Genomic DNA, 17865 nt, shown 5'->3' with positions numbered 1-17865 from the left:
CGGTCCTCAACCAGTTTATCCAAGCTGATCAACAAATCGCTTCCGGCAAAAGCCGAATAACTTTGGTAGGGCGGGTTGCAATATGCCGAGTCGATCAATTTTCACCGGTTCGTGCAGTTTATTTTTTTCAAGCAGTGGTTTGAGTTGAAGCAGTATGCCAATGACCGCGGTATTCAGTTGTTTGGCGATTTGCCCTTGTACGTGTCGCTGGATAGTTCCGATGTGTGGGGTAACCAGGATATTTTTCTGCTCGATGACGAAGGCAAACCGACCCATGTTGGCGGCGTTCCACCCGATTATTTTAGTGAGACCGGCCAACTTTGGGGATGTCCGGTTTTTGACTGGAACCGCTTGGCAGAGCGCGGGTTTGACTGGTGGATGGCTCGCTTGCATTTTTGTCTGAACATGTTCGACATTATTCGGATCGATCATTTTCGTGGTCTGGAGTCGTTTTGGTCGGTTCCGGCTGGTGAGAAAACAGCCATCAATGGCGAGTGGTGGCTGGCTAAGGGTTATGAAATGCTTCAAATGCTAAAATCTCAAATAGGAGAGTTGCCTGTGATTGCTGAAGATTTGGGGGTTATAACGCCTGAGGTGGAAAAGTTGCGTGATGATTTCAACCTGCCCGGGATGAAGGTTTTACAATTTGGCTTTGCTTCGGATGCTACCAACGAGCACCTGCCGCACAATTACGGGAAGAACTTTGTGGTTTACACCGGAACGCACGATAACAACACCACCTTGGGGTGGCTGAAGTCGGTTAAAAAAGAAGAGAGAAGAAATTTGCAACGGTATTTTAAGCGGACCCGGCGTCGGGCACTTGATCCGGTGATTGAAGCTTGCTGGGGATCGGTGGCCGACATCGCCATTATGCCCATGCAAGACTTGCTCCGCCTCGATGCCAAGGGGCGAATGAACGTTCCCGGTGTTGCATCAGGAAACTGGGAGTGGCGCTTTCGGTGGAGTCAGCTCCGGCGCTCACGACGCATCTTTCTGAAAGAAATTACCCAAAAATACAACCGCGTATAATTTTATCGAGGCTTTTTTTTGTCATCACTGTCAGTCTAATTTTTCAGCGATTCTGTTGATGGTTTTCCAGTTTCGGGTGGTCATGGTCGCTTTGCTGAAAAGCTGTCCGAGGGCATCCATTCCTTTCACGGTGTTGGTAATCGACAGATCAAGTACGCTACAAATGGCCTTTTGCTGTACCGACAGGATGCGAAACGATCCATCATCGGCAGTCCACGGTAACTCAATTTGAATTTTCGGATCATGTTTCAAAAAAGAAACATACAAACGGGTGTCTTTGGCTTCTTCCACTCTTTCAAACGGCTGGGATCGGATCAGTTCCCGGATCTCCTCAGCAGTTCGAATCAGCACCGGGATCGGAAATCCGAAGGCTTTTTCCAAACCGGTGCTGACTAGTTCTTCAGGATCTGTTATTGGACTGAAAGCTCCTTCAAAAATTACATTCCCTGAATTGAGCAGTGTTTTTACTTTTTTAAAGCCCATCTTTTCCATTGTTTTTCGAAGCTCGGCCATGGGGACTTTGTGATGTCCGCCGACGTTAATGCCCCGAAGCAGGGCGACATAAGTTTCTGACATGGTAGGTGTTTTTAAATTATTTGCTCTATTACTGAATGTCATTAAAAAAGTCATTCATTCGTTTTGAAACGATTCGTGAGGCCAAATCGTTCATCGCTGTATATGGAGGCTGATTTTCAAAAAAGCACTATTGAGTCCACTGCGAGATCATTCATCGGATGACTCTTTTTTCGGAGCTGACTCCGTGTTTACACCTGCATTCGTTTCCAAGTGCCACGGGTAAACAGCCAAAGCGTGAATAACCCAGCAGATGTTTCTGAAAAAAACACCGCCCAGAAAACGCCGGAGTGCTCCCATCCGAATTGGATAGCCAGAAAATAGGATAGCGGAATTTGTATCAACCAGAAGAAAACCAAGTTGATTTTGGTTGGCGTTTTCGTGTCGCCTGCTCCGTTAAACGCTTGAGTTGAAACCATCCACCAGCCATAAACCAAGTAGGAGTATGACAAAATGCGCAACCATTCTGAGCCGATTTCGGTAACCAGCATATCCGAAGTGAAGATGTGCATGAGTGACCGGTTGAAGAAAAAGTAAACGACTGATACCGAAATTAAGAATCCCATGTTGTAGACTCCGATCTTCCAGATGGCCGATTCGGCGCGCTCCGGCCTTCCCGCTCCGAGGTTTTGTCCTACCAGTGTGGCTGCCGCATTCGACAAGCCCCAGGCGGGCATCATCGTGAACATCATGATCCGCAGGGCAATGGTTGAGCCGGCCACTGCTTCGCTCCCGACGTCAGCAAGTATGCGCATTAGAAAGATCCACGAGGTCATTGCCACAATCATCTGCCCGATTCCACCCAATGAAGTACGAAAAATATTGCGTGCTGCTTTGGCATCCCAGCGAAGGTGCGAACGGGTGGCCCGGATGTGCTTGCCTCCTCTGAAAAGGACCCACAACTGAGTGGCTACACCAACACCCCGGCCAATATTGGTGGCAATGGCCGCGCCTTCGATACCCATAGCCGGAATGGGGCCCAGCCCGAAGATGAGCAGTGGGTCCAGGAGAATATTAATTCCGTTTGAAATCCAAAGTACACGCATGGCAATGGCCGCATCGCCAGCCCCGCGAAACACGGCATTGATGACGAAAAGCAGCATGATGATGCCATTTCCGCCAAGCATCCACTGCGTGTACCGGTAACCATGCTCAATGGCCCATTCGTCCGCACCCATCAGCGCGAGCAAATCTTTTGCAAAAAAGATTCCTCCCAGCGCAAATGGGACGGAGGCCAAAATGGACAGAAAGATAGACTGGATGGCTGATGTTCCGGCGCCTTCCTTGTTTTTCTGTCCAATGCGCCGAGCTACGATGGCTGTTACGGCGGTGGCTAGTCCCATGGCAATGGAATACAGCAAAAAGAGGTAGGTCTCGGTCAACCCTACGGTGGCAACTGCCGACGCACCCAGCTTGCCCACAAAATAGATGTCGACCACAGCAAAGGTTGATTCCATGACCAATTCCAAAATCATGGGAACGGCCAATAGAAAAATAGCTTTTTTGAGACTAATTTGCGTGTAGTCAGATTCCGTTCCTTTGAGCGCGTTTTTAAACTCGTGCCAGATGGACGTGCGCTGGCGAAATGTTGAATGGTGTGGGGGATAATTCTCTTCTTTCACTTTGATTCAGTTGCTGTTTATAAAGATCCGTCAGACGGCTTGATGCTATTAAAGGTTGCGTTGATCAATTGGAATTTTTTTAATCACGAATGATTGAGTGGTTCTGCCAGTCCGATGAGGATCCCCTCGGGGCCGCGAATATAGCAGAGCCGATACGTGTTTTCGTACTCAACCACTTCGCCTAGGAGTTGAGTGCCATGTTTGCTGAGCCTGGATAGCAGCTCGTCAATGTCTTCAACGGTAAACATGACACGCAGGTAGCCGAGGGCGTTTACCGGGGCAGCGCGGTGATCAGAGATGACGGGTGGGGCCAGGAATTGCGAAATCTCGAGCCGGCTGTGACCGTCGGGGGTCACCATCATGGCGATCTCCACACGCTGGCCGTCCAGTCCGGTCACACGGCCGGCCCATTTTCCTTCGATGATGGTCCTCCCCTCGAGTTCCAGCCCAATCTCCGCAAAAAAGGAGATGGCCTTATCGAGCGATTCGACAACGAGCCCAACGTTGTCCATTCTAAGTAATCTGTTTTCTGGCATCATTTTATCGTTTTTACAGCTACCCGAAGGAGGCGATTTCGAAATTCCTTCGTTGTTATTGTCTGTCCACTGCGTAGTTCAGTTCGGTTACTCCACAAACAAATTGGCGGTTAGTTGGCAACAGCCTGAGTTTTATTTTCTCTTTGATGTTTGCAAAAAATGGAATGCCTTGTCCAAGAATAATCGGATTGATAAACAGCCAGTAGCCGTCAATTAAGTTTTGTTGAATGAGTGAATGGGTTGCTGTGGGGCTGCCAAAAAGCAAGATGTCTTCACCCTCCCTTTGCTTAATTTCATTCAGCTTGTCTGCAAGCTTGTCGCTGATGATTGTAGTATTGGTTAAACCGGTATTTTCCATTGTTTTTGATAAAACAACTTTGTGAACCTGACTATACCACTTTGAATGTTCAATGTCGTGTTTGGTTGCGGTCGGCTTGTCTGCTGCGGTCGGCCAGTAGTCTTCCATCATCTGATAAGTTACTCGCCCATATAAGGCCGTGTCGCCTTTGCTGATCCGCTTGCCGACATAGTCAAAAATTTCCTCGTCAACTTTTATCCAGTTCATTTCTCCGTTCGGTCCCGCTACAAAGCCGTCAAGCGACAGGTGCATAAATGAAATTATTTTCCTCATGAATTTGCTTTTTTAAATTGATAGTTAGCTGTTCCTGACCATAGCTGGAGATGCCATGGCTATGCCGACCAAGCGATTTTATTTTTTCGAGTTAGGCTCCGGTTGAAAACGGAGCCCGTGTTCTTTTAGTGCCGAATGAAGCTTGGGCAATGAGGCCTTTCCCATGCCGTGCAGCTTCAGAATCTCCGATTCGCGTCGCTCGGCCAGTTGATGGATTGTTCGGATACCTTCGTTTTCCAAAGCCCGTCTTGCCGGGGCCGCGAGTAGTGACAGAAAGCCATTCTCCGGTTTCCGCTCGGCCTCGCACACCGGGCAATTAGGGCAGTCACTGCTTTTGTAGTACTGGTGACCGTTGTTGCAAGTTCGTTGCGATAATGCCATCAACTTGCCTTCTCTTCGCAATTTAGTGCCCAATGCACGCCAAAACGGTCCTTGCAACTTCCGTAGTAATCGCCCCAAAACATGTCTTGCAAGGGCATTTCTACTTCGCCACCCTCCGCCAGGGCATTAAACAGGCGTTCTGTTTCCTTCCGGGTGTCCGGCAACAGGGTGATGTAGACATTGTTGCCTTGGTTGAGTTTGAATCCCATGGATTCGGGCGCGTCGGATCCCATGAGCAGGTGACCGCCAAGAATGGGTAAGGAGACGTGCATCACCAGGTCTTGGTCAGCTTCGGGGAGGGGAGGCATTTCTACCGACGGTGGAACATCTTTGTATCGCATGATTCCTTCGCTTGGAAATTCTGTGCCGAAAACAGACTTGTAAAAGTTGAACGCTTCCTCCGTGTTGCGGTGGAAATTTAAATAGGTGCTTACTGTGCCCATAATTGTTGTGTTTTTGTGGTTGATAATTATTTTTCGCAAATTTCTTTCAGTTTATTCAAGGCCTTGGGCCAGGTTTCCGAAAAGTACGCTTTGTATTCTTTGTTGGTATCGACATCGACCGAAAGTTGGGTTTTTCCATCTGCTTCCTCGAAGGTGTAGTTCTCCAGGGCCCCAGCCCAGCCATCAACTTCGGGGCCGCTTGTAATCTCCTGATCGCCTTGAAGGAGTCCCAGGTGTTGGATGCTAACAAATTTGTTTGGAATATTTTCCTTGATTCGGGCCACCATTCCGCCGGCGTTTCCTTTTTCATCTTCCCCAATAAAAAGAATCTTTTCGCCTTTCTCCCACGACCCGCGGTAGTGCGATGTCGGGTTAAAAAGGGCGGTCCATTCGCGGTAATGCTTTTCGTCGAGCATGGTTTGGTAAACCGCTTGTGCCGGGGCATCGATTTCAATTTCAAAATGCATCGTTTCCTGTTTGTTCGAAGATTCAACGTAGTTTTTGAAGTTGTTTAAAATGGCTTGCCAGCCTTCGCGCTGCATTTCGGGCGAGTTGCTTGTTTCGGCCTCAAAGGTTTCTTCAACTTTGGTGTCCTTCCCATGGCTGCTAAACACGATTTCTACGTGTCGGTTGTCGCCCATGGTGTAGCTCAGCTTTTGGTTCGGGATTACCTCGTCAAACACGCCTTCAAAATCAAAGCCCATACTGCCGTCTTTGGCTTCCATACGCGAACGGAAGGTGCCTCCCGCGCGCAAGTCGCTTTCGGCTGAGGGCGTGTGCCAGTCGTCGGAGGCGTTGTTCCAGTGTACAATATGCTTTGGGTCAGTCCACACTTGCCAAACTTTTTCAACGGGTGCCTGAATGGTCGCACTGACGGTGATTTCTGTTTTGTCTTTTGTTTTCATGATGAATCGTTTTGAGTGTCAATTTTTTCTACTAATCCGATTGGATAAAATTAGCACCATTTTCTCAAAATGATGAAGTGTAAATACGACGAATCAGGGGGAGGATTGCGACAATGCCTTCTTTCTTGTGTTTTCTTACCTTTTTTGAATAAGTTTGAAACGTCGTTTATCGACTTTCTATACTGAAAACAAAATCAAATTCGTCGTGAAAATGAAGGAACACAGAACAATTGAAATTACCCATATGCAGGCCCAAAATATTGAGAAGGCCGTAGAATTGATTAGCCAGGCCATGAACGAGGATGAAGGAAAGTGGGCTGCCGAAACCATGCATTTTCATTTTGAATGTGCAGGGCACGGGTTAAATGATGGGCACGATTACTATTTATGGTGGAAGGATGATCAGGTGAAAGGAATTGTGGGGCTTCATCAGTATGCCTGGGGACCACCCGAAAATGTTTGGCTGGCCTGGTTTGCCGTTTCGCCGGCAGAGCAGGGCAAAGGCTATGGCAAAGCGCTCTTGGCGGAAGTTGAGGAAAAAGCCCGGCAGCGTGGCTTTCGAAAGTTTTTTGTGGAAACCTACCAACATCCGGATTTTGAGAAAGCCATCCGGTTTTATCGGAAACAAGGTTTTACGGAGCATGGCCGAATCGACAATTACCTTCCTGACGGCTCGCAAATGTTGGTTTTAGGGAAGACGCTTTGAGGTGTCGGAACAAAGCTTTACGGCGTTAGTCCAACTGCAGAGTCAAATAAATCTTTCGAGCGCTTCCATAAACAATTTGGGCTGCTCGGCATGAAGCCAGTGTCCCGCATCGGGAATGGTGGTGATTTGCGCTTCGGGGTAAATCTCTTTAATCTTTTTCTCGTCTTCTTCGGAAATATAAGGTGATTTTTCACCTTTGATAAACAGCACCGGATAGTTTAAAATCGGCATCCGATCTTCCATCCAGCGATAGTTTACCCCACTGATAACTTCATCCAGGTGGTCGTACAGTACATCGACATTGATGCGGCAGTCGAATTTTTTGGTTTGCTTGTTTCGATAAACGTTTTTCAACAAAAACATCACCAAGCCTTTGTTGTCGAGTTTAAGGCTTAAAAAGTCGGCAATTTCCTCACGCGTTTCAAATTGGTGTTTCCGCACTTCTTTCAGCGATTCGAGAATGTGCTGGTGCAGGTAATATTGTCCTTTTTCCTGAAGTTCGAAATAATTTTTCGGGGCGATATCCGCAACGATCAGCTTGTCAATTTTCTCCGGGTATTGTGCAGCGAAGTACATGGCTGTTTTTCCGCCCATGCTGTGTCCGATAACGATTGCTTTTTCGATTTGGTGTTCTTCAAAGAACCCAGCCAAATCTTCTGTCATATCTTCGTAATTGTGCTCGTCCGCATTGGGCGAACGGCCGTGGTTCCGCTGGTCGACCATATACACGTGGTGCATTTTTCCGAGCTTTTTGCCAACCGTCAGCCAATTGTCTGACGAACCGTAAAGCCCATGCACAATCACAATGGTTTGCTCGTTTTCTTTGCCTTCTTCGCGGTAGTATAGTTTCATAAAGACTGATTCTTTAAATAAAATCCGAAAGTTTACCTTCTGTCGTTACAAGGTCATTCAATTGTCATTTGGTGGTCATTCCTTTGTTTTGGAGCGATCGTTGATAATTGGATGACTAGGGGGTGGCAATAAATGAGAACCAGGACAGAACAAACAGAGATACACGCGGATAATCCAACTTTTTTTTGTGAATGCCAGCTTGTTTATGGCTGGATACACTCCAGGTACTCGTGAATGGTATTCTTCAATCCCAGGTAAAGGGCATCGGCAATAAGCGCATGGCCGATGGAAACTTCATCGATGTAGGGAATTTTGTCGATCAGGAATTTGAGATTTTTCAAGCTCAGATCGTGACCAGCATTGATCCCCAGGTTTAATTGCCGGGCTAGTTTGGCGGAGTCAATAAAAGGGGCAATGGCTTTGTCCGGATCCAGTGGATACATGGTGGCATAGGGTTCGGTGTACAATTCAATACGGTCGGCTCCAACTTTGGCGGCCCCTTCAACAGCATGCAAGTCGGGATCGACAAATATTGAGGTCCGAATCCCGGCAGCCTTCAGCCGTCCAATCACATCAACCAGAAAATCATGGTGTTTTACGGTGTTCCACCCATGGTCGGAGGTGAGCTGTCCCGGCTCATCGGGTACCAAGGTGGCCTGATCGGCTTGAATATCCGTCACCAGTTTGATAAAATCGTCACTTGGATAGCCTTCAATGTTAAATTCGGTGGTAATGTGGGGTTTAATATCGTAAACATCTTTCCGGGTAATGTGCCGTTCATCGGGCCGGGGATGGACGGTAATTCCCTCAGCACCAAATTTTTGACAGTTAATGGCAGCATCAAGAACGTTCGGGATTTTACCACCCCTGGAATTTCTTAGTGTTGCGATTTTGTTTATATTTACACTTAGTCTTGTCATAATGATAAAATAGAGGCTTGCAAGTTACAACATACAATTGAAACAATTAAAAAATTGATCGCAAAACAGCTCATATCGGACGTTATTCCTTCGCTCAGACTGACCGATGACGGACAGAAGGCGCTGAACTGGATGGAGATTTTTCGGATCTCACATCTTCCAGTTGTGGACGGTCGCGAGTACATCGGACTGATTTCGGATAAAGCGATTTATGACTTGAACCTGATTGATAAAAAAATGGATGAATGCCGCGAACACATGGCGCCTCCGCACGTGCATTCCAATCAGCATATATACGAAATCGCTTCGGTGATGTCGGAATTGAAACTGAGTTTGGTTCCCGTTCTCGATTTGAAACACAGCTATATGGGTGTTGTTTCGGTGATGGATTTGTCGAAAAAGTTTGCTGATCTGGTTGCCGTTCACGAACCCGGCGGGATTATCGTACTGGAGGTGACTCCAATTGATTATTCGCTGCCGCAGATTGCCCAGATTGTTGAAGGGAATGATGCGAAAATTTTGAGCTTGTACACTTACAAGGAAGACGATTCGAAGGAACTGTTGATTACGCTGAAAATAAATCAGGTTGATTTATCGCCAATTATTCAGACTTTTGTGCGTTACGATTACTCAATCCGTGCCGTTTTTATGGACGAATCCATTTTGAACAACCTTTATGACGACCGCTATAATCAACTGATCAAGTATATGAATATTTAGCCCAGGAAAACCCTATGATTATTGCAATATTTGGAATCAATATTGATTCCGCCTTCTCCTCCGATTTATCCCGATTGTTTGATTTGTTGAAAGAACGAAAGATTCAGTATTACATGTACAGGCCTTTTTATGAATTTGTTAAGGCTAATTGTCGTGTTCAGCCCGAAGTCAAAGGACTTTTTAATGCGGGCAATGATTTGCCCGACGAAGTTCGTTTTCTTTTTAGCATTGGTGGCGACGGTACTTTTCTGCAGTCGGTGCTGACTTTGAAGAACCGGACCATTCCGGCCATTGGACTCAACTTGGGGCGACTCGGATTTTTGTCGGATATTGCACGCGAAGACCTGGATAAGGCTATTGATGATATTTTGGAGGGGCGGTTTGAAATTGAAGAACGTTCGGTCTTGCAACTGGATGAAAGTAAGCAGTTGTTTGGCGATTTTAACTATGCGCTAAATGAAATTGCCATCACCAAGCTGGATACCTCGTCGATGATCAGTGTCCATACCTACCTGAATGAAGAATATCTGAATACCTACTGGGCCGACGGATTGATCATATCCACTCCGACAGGTTCAACCGCATACTCCTTAAGCGTGGGCGGTCCCATTTTAACCCCCGATTCGCAGAGCCTGATCATTACGCCAATTGCTCCCCATAACCTGACCGTCCGGCCAATTGTTGTCCCCGACAATATTTCACTTCGCCTGCAGGTTGAAGGCCGGGGTCACCAATTCCTGACTTCGCTAGACTCACGTTCTCAAGCCATCGATTTTCCGGGTGAACTACACATACGAAAAGCCGATTTTCATGTCAGAACGTTGAAACTTCCCGGACACAGTTTTTTCAGCACGCTCCGCAATAAGTTGATGTGGGGTGCCGACAAGCGAAATTAATCAATTTAGCTTAACAATTTTTAACCTCTCTTTGGGTTTTATAATGGGCAGTCGGTAAGATGTTTTGAGAATTATATTACTTTTGTAGCTCTTGAAAGGAGTTATGTTTTAACGATGTAGTTGTATGCCAGAATGTTTTACCATGCTGTCTTTTTATTATCAACCTTTCAATGAAAAAGATAGTCGATGAAAAGATTTACTGTAATCGTTTTTTGCATCCTGACTTTTAGCTCAGTTTCTGCCCAAAATACGGCAGATATTGGCATCTGGGGCGGCATCGGTAGTTATACCGGCGATATGACTCACGTGGATCGTTTAAGTTCTTTGAATCCAAATGCTGGCATGTTCTTTCGCTACAATTACAACTCGCGCGTGGCTTTACGCACCATGTTGTTGTTGGGGCCCATTGGCGCAGAGGGAGAATACGAAGCCGATCCCTGGGATTTTGACAAGTTTGTGACTGACATTTCGGTGATGGGCGAGTTTAATTTTTTCAGGTATCTAATTGGCAGTAAGCGGCACCCCTGGACCACTTACATGTTGGGAGGAATTGGAACCAGTTTGTATAAGTACACCTACGATCCGGCGCGAATGAGCCCGATGCTTTATTATCTCAGCCTCGATCAGTTAAATGCTGTTCCCGACGAGATTCGTGAAGAACTGATCATTGAGACCGAAGAGTCGGTTATTGGGTTGAATATTCCGCTTGGATTTGGAGTGAAATTTAATATTGGAGAACGTATGGGAGTTGGTGTGGAAGCCATTTTTAGAAAGTATTTCAATGATAAAATGGACGATTTGGATGATCCACGCAAGTTCTATTCACTCAACATCAACCCGGAAGGTAATCCTCCGGGAGCGTGGAAAGGATACAACAGCTTTCTCCATAATAATGACTTTACCTTTCATTTGGGAGTTCATATAACCTACCGGTTTTACAGAGGCGATCAGGAGTGTCCGGTGTATGAAAATATTAACTAGAGTAAATGACCATTAAAGATAAAATACAAAAAAATAAGCTGCCCAAGCACATTGCCATTATAATGGATGGCAACGGACGATGGGCTGCCAAGCAAGGCAACGAGCGAATTTTTGGGCACGAGCATGGTGTCGAATCGGTGCGTTCTACCGTTGAAGGGGCCGCCGAAGTCGGTCTTGAGTACCTGACATTATATGCTTTTTCAACCGAAAACTGGTCACGACCCGATGTGGAAGTGAACGCATTAATGGGTTTGCTGGTGCAGGCCATTAATGAGGAAACCGAAAAGTTAAAAGAGCAAAATGTACGATTAAGCATGATTGGCGATTTTGACAGTTTACCTCCCGAAGTACAGGCAAAACTGACTTGGTCGATGGATGAACTGAAGGATTGTACAGGCTTAAATCTGGTGCTGGCCCTGAGCTACAGTTCGAAATGGGAAATTACTGAAGCCATTCGGAAGATTGCCACCGAAATTAAAGACGGCTCCTTGCAACTTGAAGAAATTGATAAAAACCTACTTGAAAAATACCTTGCTACAGTTGGAATACCAGACCCCGAATTGCTTATCCGAACAAGTGGTGAGAACCGGGTGAGTAACTTTTTACTCTGGCAAATTGCCTATACCGAGTTCTATTTCACTCCAAAACTTTGGCCCGATTTTCGTAAAGAAGACCTTTTTGAAGCCATTTGCGATTTTCAAAACCGAGAGAGAAGGTTTGGTAAAACCAGTCAACAACTAGTCAGCTAATTAATTCCCGAAAATGCAAAAACTGAAATTTTTCTTTATTCTATTCCTGTTTAGTCTCAGTGTTCATGCCCAGGTAAATGATAACACGAACTTTACAATTCGATATTCCAGTCCACAAAATTACACCATTGCAGGGATCAACGTGTCCGGTATCCGCTACCTCGATTCCAATGTTTTGATTCAAATTTCCGGTTTGGCGGTGGGCGATGAAATCACGGTTCCGGGCGATCAGATTACAACGGCCATCAAAAAATTGTGGGGGCACCAAATGTTTTCCGACGTGAGAATTGAAGCCAGCAAAATTGAAGGCAGCAACATTTGGCTGGATATTTATTTGCAGGAACGGCCAAAACTTTCTGATGTGAATTTCTATGGCGTGTCGAAAGGAGAACAGGACGATATTACCGAAAAGGTGTTGTTGTTGAAAGGGAGCCAGGTGACTGACAACCAGCTGAACAATGCGGAACGGATCATCAAAAATATTTTTCTTGAAAAAGGATTTCTGAATACCGAAGTGAACATTGTTCAACGCGACGATACCGCCGACGTGAACAGTGTGATTTTGGATATCAACGTGGATAAGAAAGAGAAGGTGAAAATCGACGAAATCGTTTTTCATGGCGTAGAAGAAGTGAAAACTTCGATGCTTGAAAAAGCAATGAAAAAAACCAACGCCAAGAAATTGAAAAACTTCTTCAAAACGAAAAAGTTTAACGAGGAGAAGTTTGAGGAAGATAAGCAAAATGTCATCAAAAAATATAACGAAAAAGGTTATCGCGATGCCATTCTGGTAAAAGACAGCATTACGAAAATCGAAGACGATTTGATTCGGCTCGACATTTGGGTGGAAGAAGGAAGCAAGTATTATTTTGGCGACGTTAACTGGGTGGGAAACACCATCTATCCGCCTGAATATCTTAATGCTTACCTGGGAATAAAAAAAGGCGATGTGTTTGACCAGAAGCTGCTGAATAAGCGATTGACTGAAGATGATGACGCAGTGGGAAACCTGTATTTGGATAACGGGTACCTGTTTTTCAACCTCGACCCGGTTGAAGCACGCGTGGAGAACGATTCCATCGACCTGGAGATGCGCATTTACGAAGGCGACCAGGCCACCATTAATAAAGTTATTATTGAAGGAAACACGAAAACACACGAGCATGTGGCTCGTCGCGAAATTCGTACGATTCCCGGTGACTTGTTCAGCAAATCAAAAATTATTCGTTCCGTTCGTGAATTGTCTCAGTTGGGGCACTTTGACCCGGAAGCCATCAATCCGAATGTGATTCCGCATCCGGAGAATGGAACAGTGGATATTAAATACGAATTGCAGGAAAAAGCAAACGACCAAATTGAGCTTTCCGGAGGTTGGGGAGCCAACATGTTTGTTGGAACCGTCGGTTTGAGGTTTTCTAACTTTTCGGTGCGTAACATCATGAACAAAGAAGCCTGGCGTCCGCTACCAACTGGTGATGGACAAACCCTGAGTCTTCGTGCGCAAACCAGCGGTAAATTTTACCAGTCATATAGTGTGTCGTTTATTGAGCCTTGGTTGGGAGGTAAAAAGCCAAACTCATTTTCGGTGTCTTTTTCTCATTCGCGCGTGAACTATTCGGCCAATAACTATTACAGCAGTGCATATAGCCCGTATGGCTCGGGTTATGGTGGCTACTCACCCTACGGCTACGGCGGGTATGGCGGTGGCTACGGTGGATATTCACCCTACGGTTATTCGCCGTATGGTTATGGGGGTGCTTATGGTTACGGAGCTTACGACCCGGGAAGTATGTACCAGTATGATGATGCGGAAACCTCTGACGACGATCAGATTCAGGTAACCACTTCATTTGCTCTGGGATATGGTTACCGCCTGTCGTGGCCCGATGACTTTTTCACGGTCTATCATGAGTTGTCACTGGAGCATTACAAGCTTCAAAACATGTCGGGATATTATTACTTCCTGAGCGATGATGACGGATCTGGCGGTGGCGGTTTCAATAACCTGAGCTTTAAAACTGCCTTCGGACGAAACTCGGTTGACAACCCGCTGTATTCAAGAAATGGATCGGAGTTTTCGCTGGCTGTGCAGTTGACGCCTCCTTTCTCTCTCTTCAATGATGTGGATTACAGTAATCCTGATTTGACCAGCGAAGAGCGGTACAAGTGGATTGAGTACCACAAATGGAATTTGAAAGGTGCTTGGTTTACGCCGGTTTCACCAAACAGAAACCTGGTTCTTCATACCAAATTTGAATATGGATTTTTAGGATACTTCGATAAAAACAGACGATCGCCTTTTGAGCGGTTCCGTGTCGGTGGTTCGGGTATGTCGGGTTACAACTTCTACGGAGCCGATATTATTTCGCTGCGTGGTTACAAAGACTACAGTTTGAGTCCGACAACCGGATCGAACATGTACAACAAGCTGACCATGGAAATGCGCTATCCGATTACTTTGAAGCCGTCGGCTACCATCTATGTGCTTGGCTTCCTGGAAGCGGGTAATGCCTGGATGGATTTTGAAAACTACAACCCATTCGATTTGAAACGTTCAGCTGGTGCCGGCGTTCGCATCTTCCTTCCAATGTTCGGCTTGATGGGCATTGACTGGGGTTATGGTTTCGACAGTGTAAACGGAGATCCTTCGGTTGGTGGAAGCCAGTTTCACTTTGTTATCGGTCAGCAGTTCTGATAGTTGCGAGATTGGCTCGGTATTTGTTTTAACGAGAAACAGTATGAATTTAAATCGATTTGCCATGAAGAAGAAAGTATTATTATTTGTGTTTCTGCTTGCATTTGGAACCGTTGCGATGGCACAGAAATATGCCTTCATTGACACCGAATATGTTTTAGAAAATATTCCGGCTTATGCAGCCGCGCAGGAACAATTGGATCAGATTTCAAAACAATACCAAAAGGAACTGGAAACCATGCATGCTGAAATTGAACAGATGTATCAGGATTTTCAGGCTGAAGCGGTCTTGTTGTCCGAAGACATGAAGCGGAAACGCGAAGATGTCATTATCAGCAAAGAAAAAAACTACAAAGAATTACAGCGTAAATATTTTGGCCGCGAAGGCGATCTGTTTAAAAAACGTCAGGGACTAATTAAACCTATTCAGGATGATGTGTTTAATGCCGTTCAGGAACTCGCTACCGAAGGTAGTTATGCCGTGATTTTTGACAAGGCCGGGAGCCTGACCATGCTTTACACCAACCCAAAATTTGATCTTAGCGATCAGGTTTTGCAAAAGCTTGGTTATAAAAATTAATAAACTATATTTGTCAACAAAATTTTAAAATCCGAAAAAGATCATGAAAAGTATTTTCAAAATTTGTTTAGTGGCTGTCATGTTCCTCGCAGCAGGAATGGTAAATGCTCAAACATTAAAATTCGCCCATATCGATTCACAGGCCCTGATTGAAGCGATGCCTGAAGCAAAAGCGGCACAGGCCTCCATTGAGAAAGAAGCCAAAGGGTTGGAAGACCAAATGGGAGCATTGCAGAAAGAATATCAAACAAAATTAGCCGATTTGTCAGACAACCAGGATTCGTTGACTGAAATCGTATACCAATCGAAAGTAGAAGATTTACAAGGTCTTCAGCAACGTATTCAGAATTTCAATTCTTCAGCACAGCAACGCTTGCAACAAAAACAAGGCGAGTTGATGCAGCCGATTTTTGCCAAGGCGAATGAAACAATTGAAGCAGTGGCCAAAGAGCAAGGTGTGATTTACGTGTTCGACTCCAATGCGGTGTTGTATAAATCAAACGCCAGCATCGATCTGCTTCCCCTGGTGAAAGCAAAACTGGGCATTCAGTAAGACTTTTAAGAAATTTGTGAAAAGCCATTGGTCAGTCGACCGATGGCTTTTTTTTTTACTTTTGTTTTCAAATCAATCTCATGGCAGTTAATCATCCCATCGGTGTTTTTGATTCGGGCTACGGCGGCCTGACCGTTCTGAAAGAGTTTCTTGCGCTTATGCCGGAGTATGATTTTGTGTATTTGGGTGATAATGCCCGAACTCCTTATGGAACCCGTTCGTTTGATGTGGTTTACGAATATACCTTGGAGGCCGTCAAACGGCTTTTTGACGAAGGGTGCAACCTGGTGATCTTGGCGTGCAATACGGCTTCGGCCAAGGCGCTGCGAACCATTCAGCAGCGCGATTTGCCCCGGATTGCTCCTCACAAGCGGGTGCTGGGCGTCATTCGTCCGGCTGTTGAAGAAGTGGCCGAGATCACCAAAAACGGGCATGTTGGCGTGGTGGCTACCTCCGGTACGGTGGCTTCCGAGTCGTACCCGATCGAGCTGGAAAAGTGGTCGGGGGGGCGAGTTCGGCAAACAACCCAGCAAGCCTGCCCCATGTGGGTGCCTATTGTTGAAAACAACGTGATGGGTACAGCCGGAGCTGAATTTTTTATCCAGTCCAACCTGCAATCGCTTTTTCAGAAGGACCCATTAATCGACAGCCTGATTTTAGGTTGTACGCACTATCCTTTGCTGATGGACAGCATTCGGAAGTATGTTCCCCACGAACGTGTTCAGCTGATTGATCAGGGCAAAATTGTAGCCCGCAAACTTCAGGATTATTTGGCGCGTCATCCGGAAATGGATGCTGTTTGCACCAAAAAATCAGGAAGAACATTCTTAACCACCGAAGATGCCCGTTTTTTTGAATCACGGGCCGAACAGTTTCTGGGGCAAGCTATTCAGGCTGACAAGATCGAATTGTAAGCAACAGGCTATTTGCTCGTTGGTGTTTTTTTCTTCAGAAAGCGTTGAATGTCCTGATCGGGGCCGGCAATTAAATTGGCCAGCAGGCGTGTTTTTGGGAATTGCTCCAAAATAATACGCAGGAAGACCGTAATCGGAATCGACATAATCAGACCGGGAACACCCCACAAATAGCCCCAGAACATGAGCATGATCAGGATGGTAATCACATTAATCGAAAAGGTTTTACCCATGAATATTGGTTCCAGCACACCGCCCATCAGAACCTGAACCGCCGTGATGGTGAGGACAAAAAAGAAGAGCGTGCTGGCTGGATCAAGCTCAATAAACGCAAATAGCGCCAGAAAAACCACAGAAATCACCGAACCGATCATCTGAACAAAGTTGATGACAAAGGCAAATAAGCCCCAGAAAATCGGGAAACTCACATCGAAAAACAAACAGGCTAAGCCAATACCAATGCCGGTAAACAGACTAATCACAAATTTTACCAGTACAAACTTGATGATGTCCTTTTCAATTTTCATGAATATTTTTACCGACGAATATTGTTGCTTGAAAATCGTATCGTTCAGCAACTTCTGAAAATTGATGGATCCAGAGAGGAGCAACACCGTGAAAAACAAAGTCATTAAGGTCATGGAGATGGTGTCGCTGATAAAGTCGAAGGTTGTGCTGAAATTGCCGAGGTTGTTGTCGCTTTCGAAATAGTGCAGCAAGATGTTTTCTCCTTGAACACGTTGTATGCCAAAAAACTGCTCGATCGAAACGATCAGATCCGTCAATTTTGTTTCTGCCTTGGCAAAAAACTCATTGTCGGTGGCCATGATTTCGTTGCTCGAAAGTTTGATTAACTCACCACCCGCCTTCAATCCTCCAACGATAATCAAAATGATAATCAGAATACTGACTGCTTTCGGAACCCGACGCTTGCTGAGCCATCGCATGAGCGGTAAAAACAGCAATGCGATAAACATCGAGGCAATGAGTGGTATAAAAATAAATGACAGCGTTTTCAGTAGATAAAAAACAACCGGTATGGTCAGGGTCAGCAAAAGGATATTTGTCGTTCGTGTTTCTCTCAGGTTCATTTTTTGAGAATAAGATTTTCTGAATGTTATCTTTTAACAAGCATTTCAGGATGAAAGTTTTGCCTGAGGATCAAACAAAACTTTAAAC

Annotated in this window: 20 protein-coding genes; 10 read left to right on the top strand and 10 right to left on the bottom strand. The window is 45.6% G+C overall.

Annotated features, from left to right (window positions below; translation table 11 throughout):
• The first annotated feature begins 75 nt into the window (after positions 1–75).
• Positions 76–1029, top strand: coding sequence for a 4-alpha-glucanotransferase (malQ, locus tag NC99_RS03160; protein ID WP_053179769.1), 954 nt, complete (start codon positions 76–78; stop codon positions 1027–1029).
• 30 nt (positions 1030–1059) lie between these two features.
• On the opposite strand, the gene NC99_RS03155 is transcribed toward malQ, so the two are convergent.
• The 7 genes from NC99_RS03155 to NC99_RS03125 all read right to left on the bottom strand — a co-directional run bounded on the left by NC99_RS03155 (position 1060) and on the right by NC99_RS03125 (position 6120).
• A complete protein-coding gene (locus NC99_RS03155; RefSeq protein ID WP_053179767.1) occupies positions 1060–1605 on the bottom strand; it encodes a DUF1697 domain-containing protein in 546 nt (181 codons plus the stop codon).
• Positions 1606–1793: 188 nt separating this feature from the next.
• Positions 1794–3224: an MATE family efflux transporter gene (locus tag NC99_RS03150; protein ID WP_053179765.1), complete on the bottom strand. Its 1431-nt coding sequence runs from the start codon at positions 3222–3224 to the stop codon at positions 1794–1796.
• 83 nt (positions 3225–3307) lie between these two features.
• Complete coding sequence (locus NC99_RS03145; protein WP_239684394.1) at positions 3308–3763, bottom strand: VOC family protein; 456 nt, start codon at positions 3761–3763, stop codon at positions 3308–3310.
• Positions 3764–3815: 52 nt separating this feature from the next.
• Positions 3816–4391 carry a dihydrofolate reductase family protein gene (locus NC99_RS03140; RefSeq protein ID WP_053179763.1) on the bottom strand — a complete coding sequence of 192 codons (576 nt, stop codon included), beginning with the start codon at positions 4389–4391 and terminating at the stop codon, positions 3816–3818.
• A gap of 78 nt (positions 4392–4469) precedes the next feature.
• Complete coding sequence (locus NC99_RS03135) at positions 4470–4772, bottom strand: RNA polymerase alpha subunit C-terminal domain-containing protein (RefSeq protein ID WP_053179761.1); 303 nt, start codon at positions 4770–4772, stop codon at positions 4470–4472.
• Positions 4772–5215, bottom strand: a complete 444-nt coding sequence (locus tag NC99_RS03130; RefSeq protein WP_053179759.1) for a VOC family protein — start codon at positions 5213–5215, stop codon at positions 4772–4774. Before NC99_RS03130 ends, NC99_RS03135 begins: the two co-directional genes overlap by 1 nt.
• Positions 5216–5241: 26 nt before the next feature.
• Positions 5242–6120: an SRPBCC family protein gene (locus tag NC99_RS03125; protein ID WP_053179756.1), complete on the bottom strand. Its 879-nt coding sequence runs from the start codon at positions 6118–6120 to the stop codon at positions 5242–5244.
• 211 nt (positions 6121–6331) lie between these two features.
• Between NC99_RS03125 and NC99_RS03120 the strand changes: the two genes are divergently transcribed.
• A complete protein-coding gene (locus tag NC99_RS03120; protein ID WP_053179754.1) occupies positions 6332–6826 on the top strand; it encodes a GNAT family N-acetyltransferase in 495 nt (164 codons plus the stop codon).
• A 42-nt stretch (positions 6827–6868) separates the two neighbouring features.
• Here the strand turns inward: NC99_RS03120 and NC99_RS03115 are convergent, their stop codons facing one another.
• Together NC99_RS03115 and NC99_RS03110 are read right to left on the bottom strand one after the other, a co-directional pair.
• The gene (locus NC99_RS03115; protein ID WP_053179752.1) at positions 6869–7678 is read right to left on the bottom strand and encodes an alpha/beta fold hydrolase; all 810 of its coding nucleotides are present in this window, start codon (positions 7676–7678) and stop codon (positions 6869–6871) included.
• Between the two features lie 203 nt (positions 7679–7881).
• A complete protein-coding gene (locus NC99_RS03110) occupies positions 7882–8598 on the bottom strand; it encodes a pyridoxine 5'-phosphate synthase (protein WP_053179749.1) in 717 nt (238 codons plus the stop codon).
• Positions 8599–8652: 54 nt separating this feature from the next.
• On the opposite strand from NC99_RS03110, the gene NC99_RS03105 reads away from it, so the two are divergent.
• The 8 genes from NC99_RS03105 (at position 8653) to murI (ending at position 16686) form a co-directional block, all read left to right on the top strand.
• The gene (locus NC99_RS03105) at positions 8653–9318 is read left to right on the top strand and encodes a CBS domain-containing protein (RefSeq protein ID WP_053179747.1); all 666 of its coding nucleotides are present in this window, start codon (positions 8653–8655) and stop codon (positions 9316–9318) included.
• Between the two features lie 14 nt (positions 9319–9332).
• Positions 9333–10214 carry an NAD kinase gene (locus tag NC99_RS03100; protein ID WP_053179745.1) on the top strand — a complete coding sequence of 294 codons (882 nt, stop codon included), beginning with the start codon at positions 9333–9335 and terminating at the stop codon, positions 10212–10214.
• 186 nt (positions 10215–10400) lie between these two features.
• Positions 10401–11195: a DUF6089 family protein gene (locus NC99_RS03095; protein ID WP_053179743.1), complete on the top strand. Its 795-nt coding sequence runs from the start codon at positions 10401–10403 to the stop codon at positions 11193–11195.
• Between the two features lie 5 nt (positions 11196–11200).
• On the top strand, positions 11201–11944 hold the full coding sequence (locus tag NC99_RS03090) for an isoprenyl transferase (protein WP_053179741.1): 744 nt from the start codon (positions 11201–11203) through the stop codon (positions 11942–11944).
• Positions 11945–11957: 13 nt separating this feature from the next.
• Entirely contained in the window at positions 11958–14639 is a 2682-nt protein-coding gene (gene bamA, locus NC99_RS03085; RefSeq protein WP_053179739.1) for an outer membrane protein assembly factor BamA, read from the top strand.
• 64 nt (positions 14640–14703) lie between these two features.
• Positions 14704–15219: an OmpH family outer membrane protein gene (locus NC99_RS03080; RefSeq protein ID WP_053179783.1), complete on the top strand. Its 516-nt coding sequence runs from the start codon at positions 14704–14706 to the stop codon at positions 15217–15219.
• A gap of 43 nt (positions 15220–15262) precedes the next feature.
• A complete protein-coding gene (locus NC99_RS03075; RefSeq protein ID WP_053179737.1) occupies positions 15263–15772 on the top strand; it encodes an OmpH family outer membrane protein in 510 nt (169 codons plus the stop codon).
• An 80-nt stretch (positions 15773–15852) separates the two neighbouring features.
• Complete coding sequence (gene murI, locus NC99_RS03070) at positions 15853–16686, top strand: glutamate racemase (protein WP_053179735.1); 834 nt, start codon at positions 15853–15855, stop codon at positions 16684–16686.
• Between the two features lie 8 nt (positions 16687–16694).
• Here murI and NC99_RS03065 read toward each other — a convergent pair whose 3' ends face one another.
• Positions 16695–17777: an AI-2E family transporter gene (locus NC99_RS03065; protein ID WP_204374883.1), complete on the bottom strand. Its 1083-nt coding sequence runs from the start codon at positions 17775–17777 to the stop codon at positions 16695–16697.
• Positions 17778–17865: the final 88 nt, after the last annotated feature.

Origin of the sequence: Sunxiuqinia dokdonensis (assembly GCF_001270965.1) — a bacterium.
GTDB classification, from domain to species: Bacteria; Bacteroidota; Bacteroidia; order Bacteroidales; family Prolixibacteraceae; genus Sunxiuqinia; species Sunxiuqinia dokdonensis.
This window is presented reverse-complemented; position numbering and strand designations above follow the sequence as displayed.

Excerpts from the sequence above, each read along its gene's own strand:
- NC99_RS03155 (WP_053179767.1), bottom strand. The coding sequence starts at position 1,605 with ATGTCAGAAACTTATGTCGCCCTGCTTCGGGGCATTAACGTCGGCGGA.
- NC99_RS03145 (WP_239684394.1), bottom strand. The coding sequence starts at position 3,763 with ATGATGCCAGAAAACAGATTACTTAGAATGGACAACGTTGGGCTCGTT.
- NC99_RS03140 (WP_053179763.1), bottom strand. The coding sequence starts at position 4,391 with ATGAGGAAAATAATTTCATTTATGCACCTGTCGCTTGACGGCTTTGTA.
- NC99_RS03135 (WP_053179761.1), bottom strand. The coding sequence starts at position 4,772 with ATGGCATTATCGCAACGAACTTGCAACAACGGTCACCAGTACTACAAA.
- NC99_RS03130 (WP_053179759.1), bottom strand. The coding sequence starts at position 5,215 with ATGGGCACAGTAAGCACCTATTTAAATTTCCACCGCAACACGGAGGAA.
- NC99_RS03125 (WP_053179756.1), bottom strand. The coding sequence starts at position 6,120 with ATGAAAACAAAAGACAAAACAGAAATCACCGTCAGTGCGACCATTCAG.
- NC99_RS03120 (WP_053179754.1), top strand. The coding sequence starts at position 6,332 with ATGAAGGAACACAGAACAATTGAAATTACCCATATGCAGGCCCAAAAT.
- NC99_RS03115 (WP_053179752.1), bottom strand. The coding sequence starts at position 7,678 with ATGAAACTATACTACCGCGAAGAAGGCAAAGAAAACGAGCAAACCATT.
- NC99_RS03110 (WP_053179749.1), bottom strand. The coding sequence starts at position 8,598 with ATGACAAGACTAAGTGTAAATATAAACAAAATCGCAACACTAAGAAAT.
- NC99_RS03100 (WP_053179745.1), top strand. The coding sequence starts at position 9,333 with ATGATTATTGCAATATTTGGAATCAATATTGATTCCGCCTTCTCCTCC.
- NC99_RS03095 (WP_053179743.1), top strand. The coding sequence starts at position 10,401 with ATGAAAAGATTTACTGTAATCGTTTTTTGCATCCTGACTTTTAGCTCA.
- NC99_RS03090 (WP_053179741.1), top strand. The coding sequence starts at position 11,201 with ATGACCATTAAAGATAAAATACAAAAAAATAAGCTGCCCAAGCACATT.
- bamA (WP_053179739.1), top strand. The coding sequence starts at position 11,958 with ATGCAAAAACTGAAATTTTTCTTTATTCTATTCCTGTTTAGTCTCAGT.
- NC99_RS03080 (WP_053179783.1), top strand. The coding sequence starts at position 14,704 with ATGAAGAAGAAAGTATTATTATTTGTGTTTCTGCTTGCATTTGGAACC.
- NC99_RS03075 (WP_053179737.1), top strand. The coding sequence starts at position 15,263 with ATGAAAAGTATTTTCAAAATTTGTTTAGTGGCTGTCATGTTCCTCGCA.
- murI (WP_053179735.1), top strand. The coding sequence starts at position 15,853 with ATGGCAGTTAATCATCCCATCGGTGTTTTTGATTCGGGCTACGGCGGC.
- NC99_RS03065 (WP_204374883.1), bottom strand. The coding sequence starts at position 17,777 with ATGAACCTGAGAGAAACACGAACGACAAATATCCTTTTGCTGACCCTG.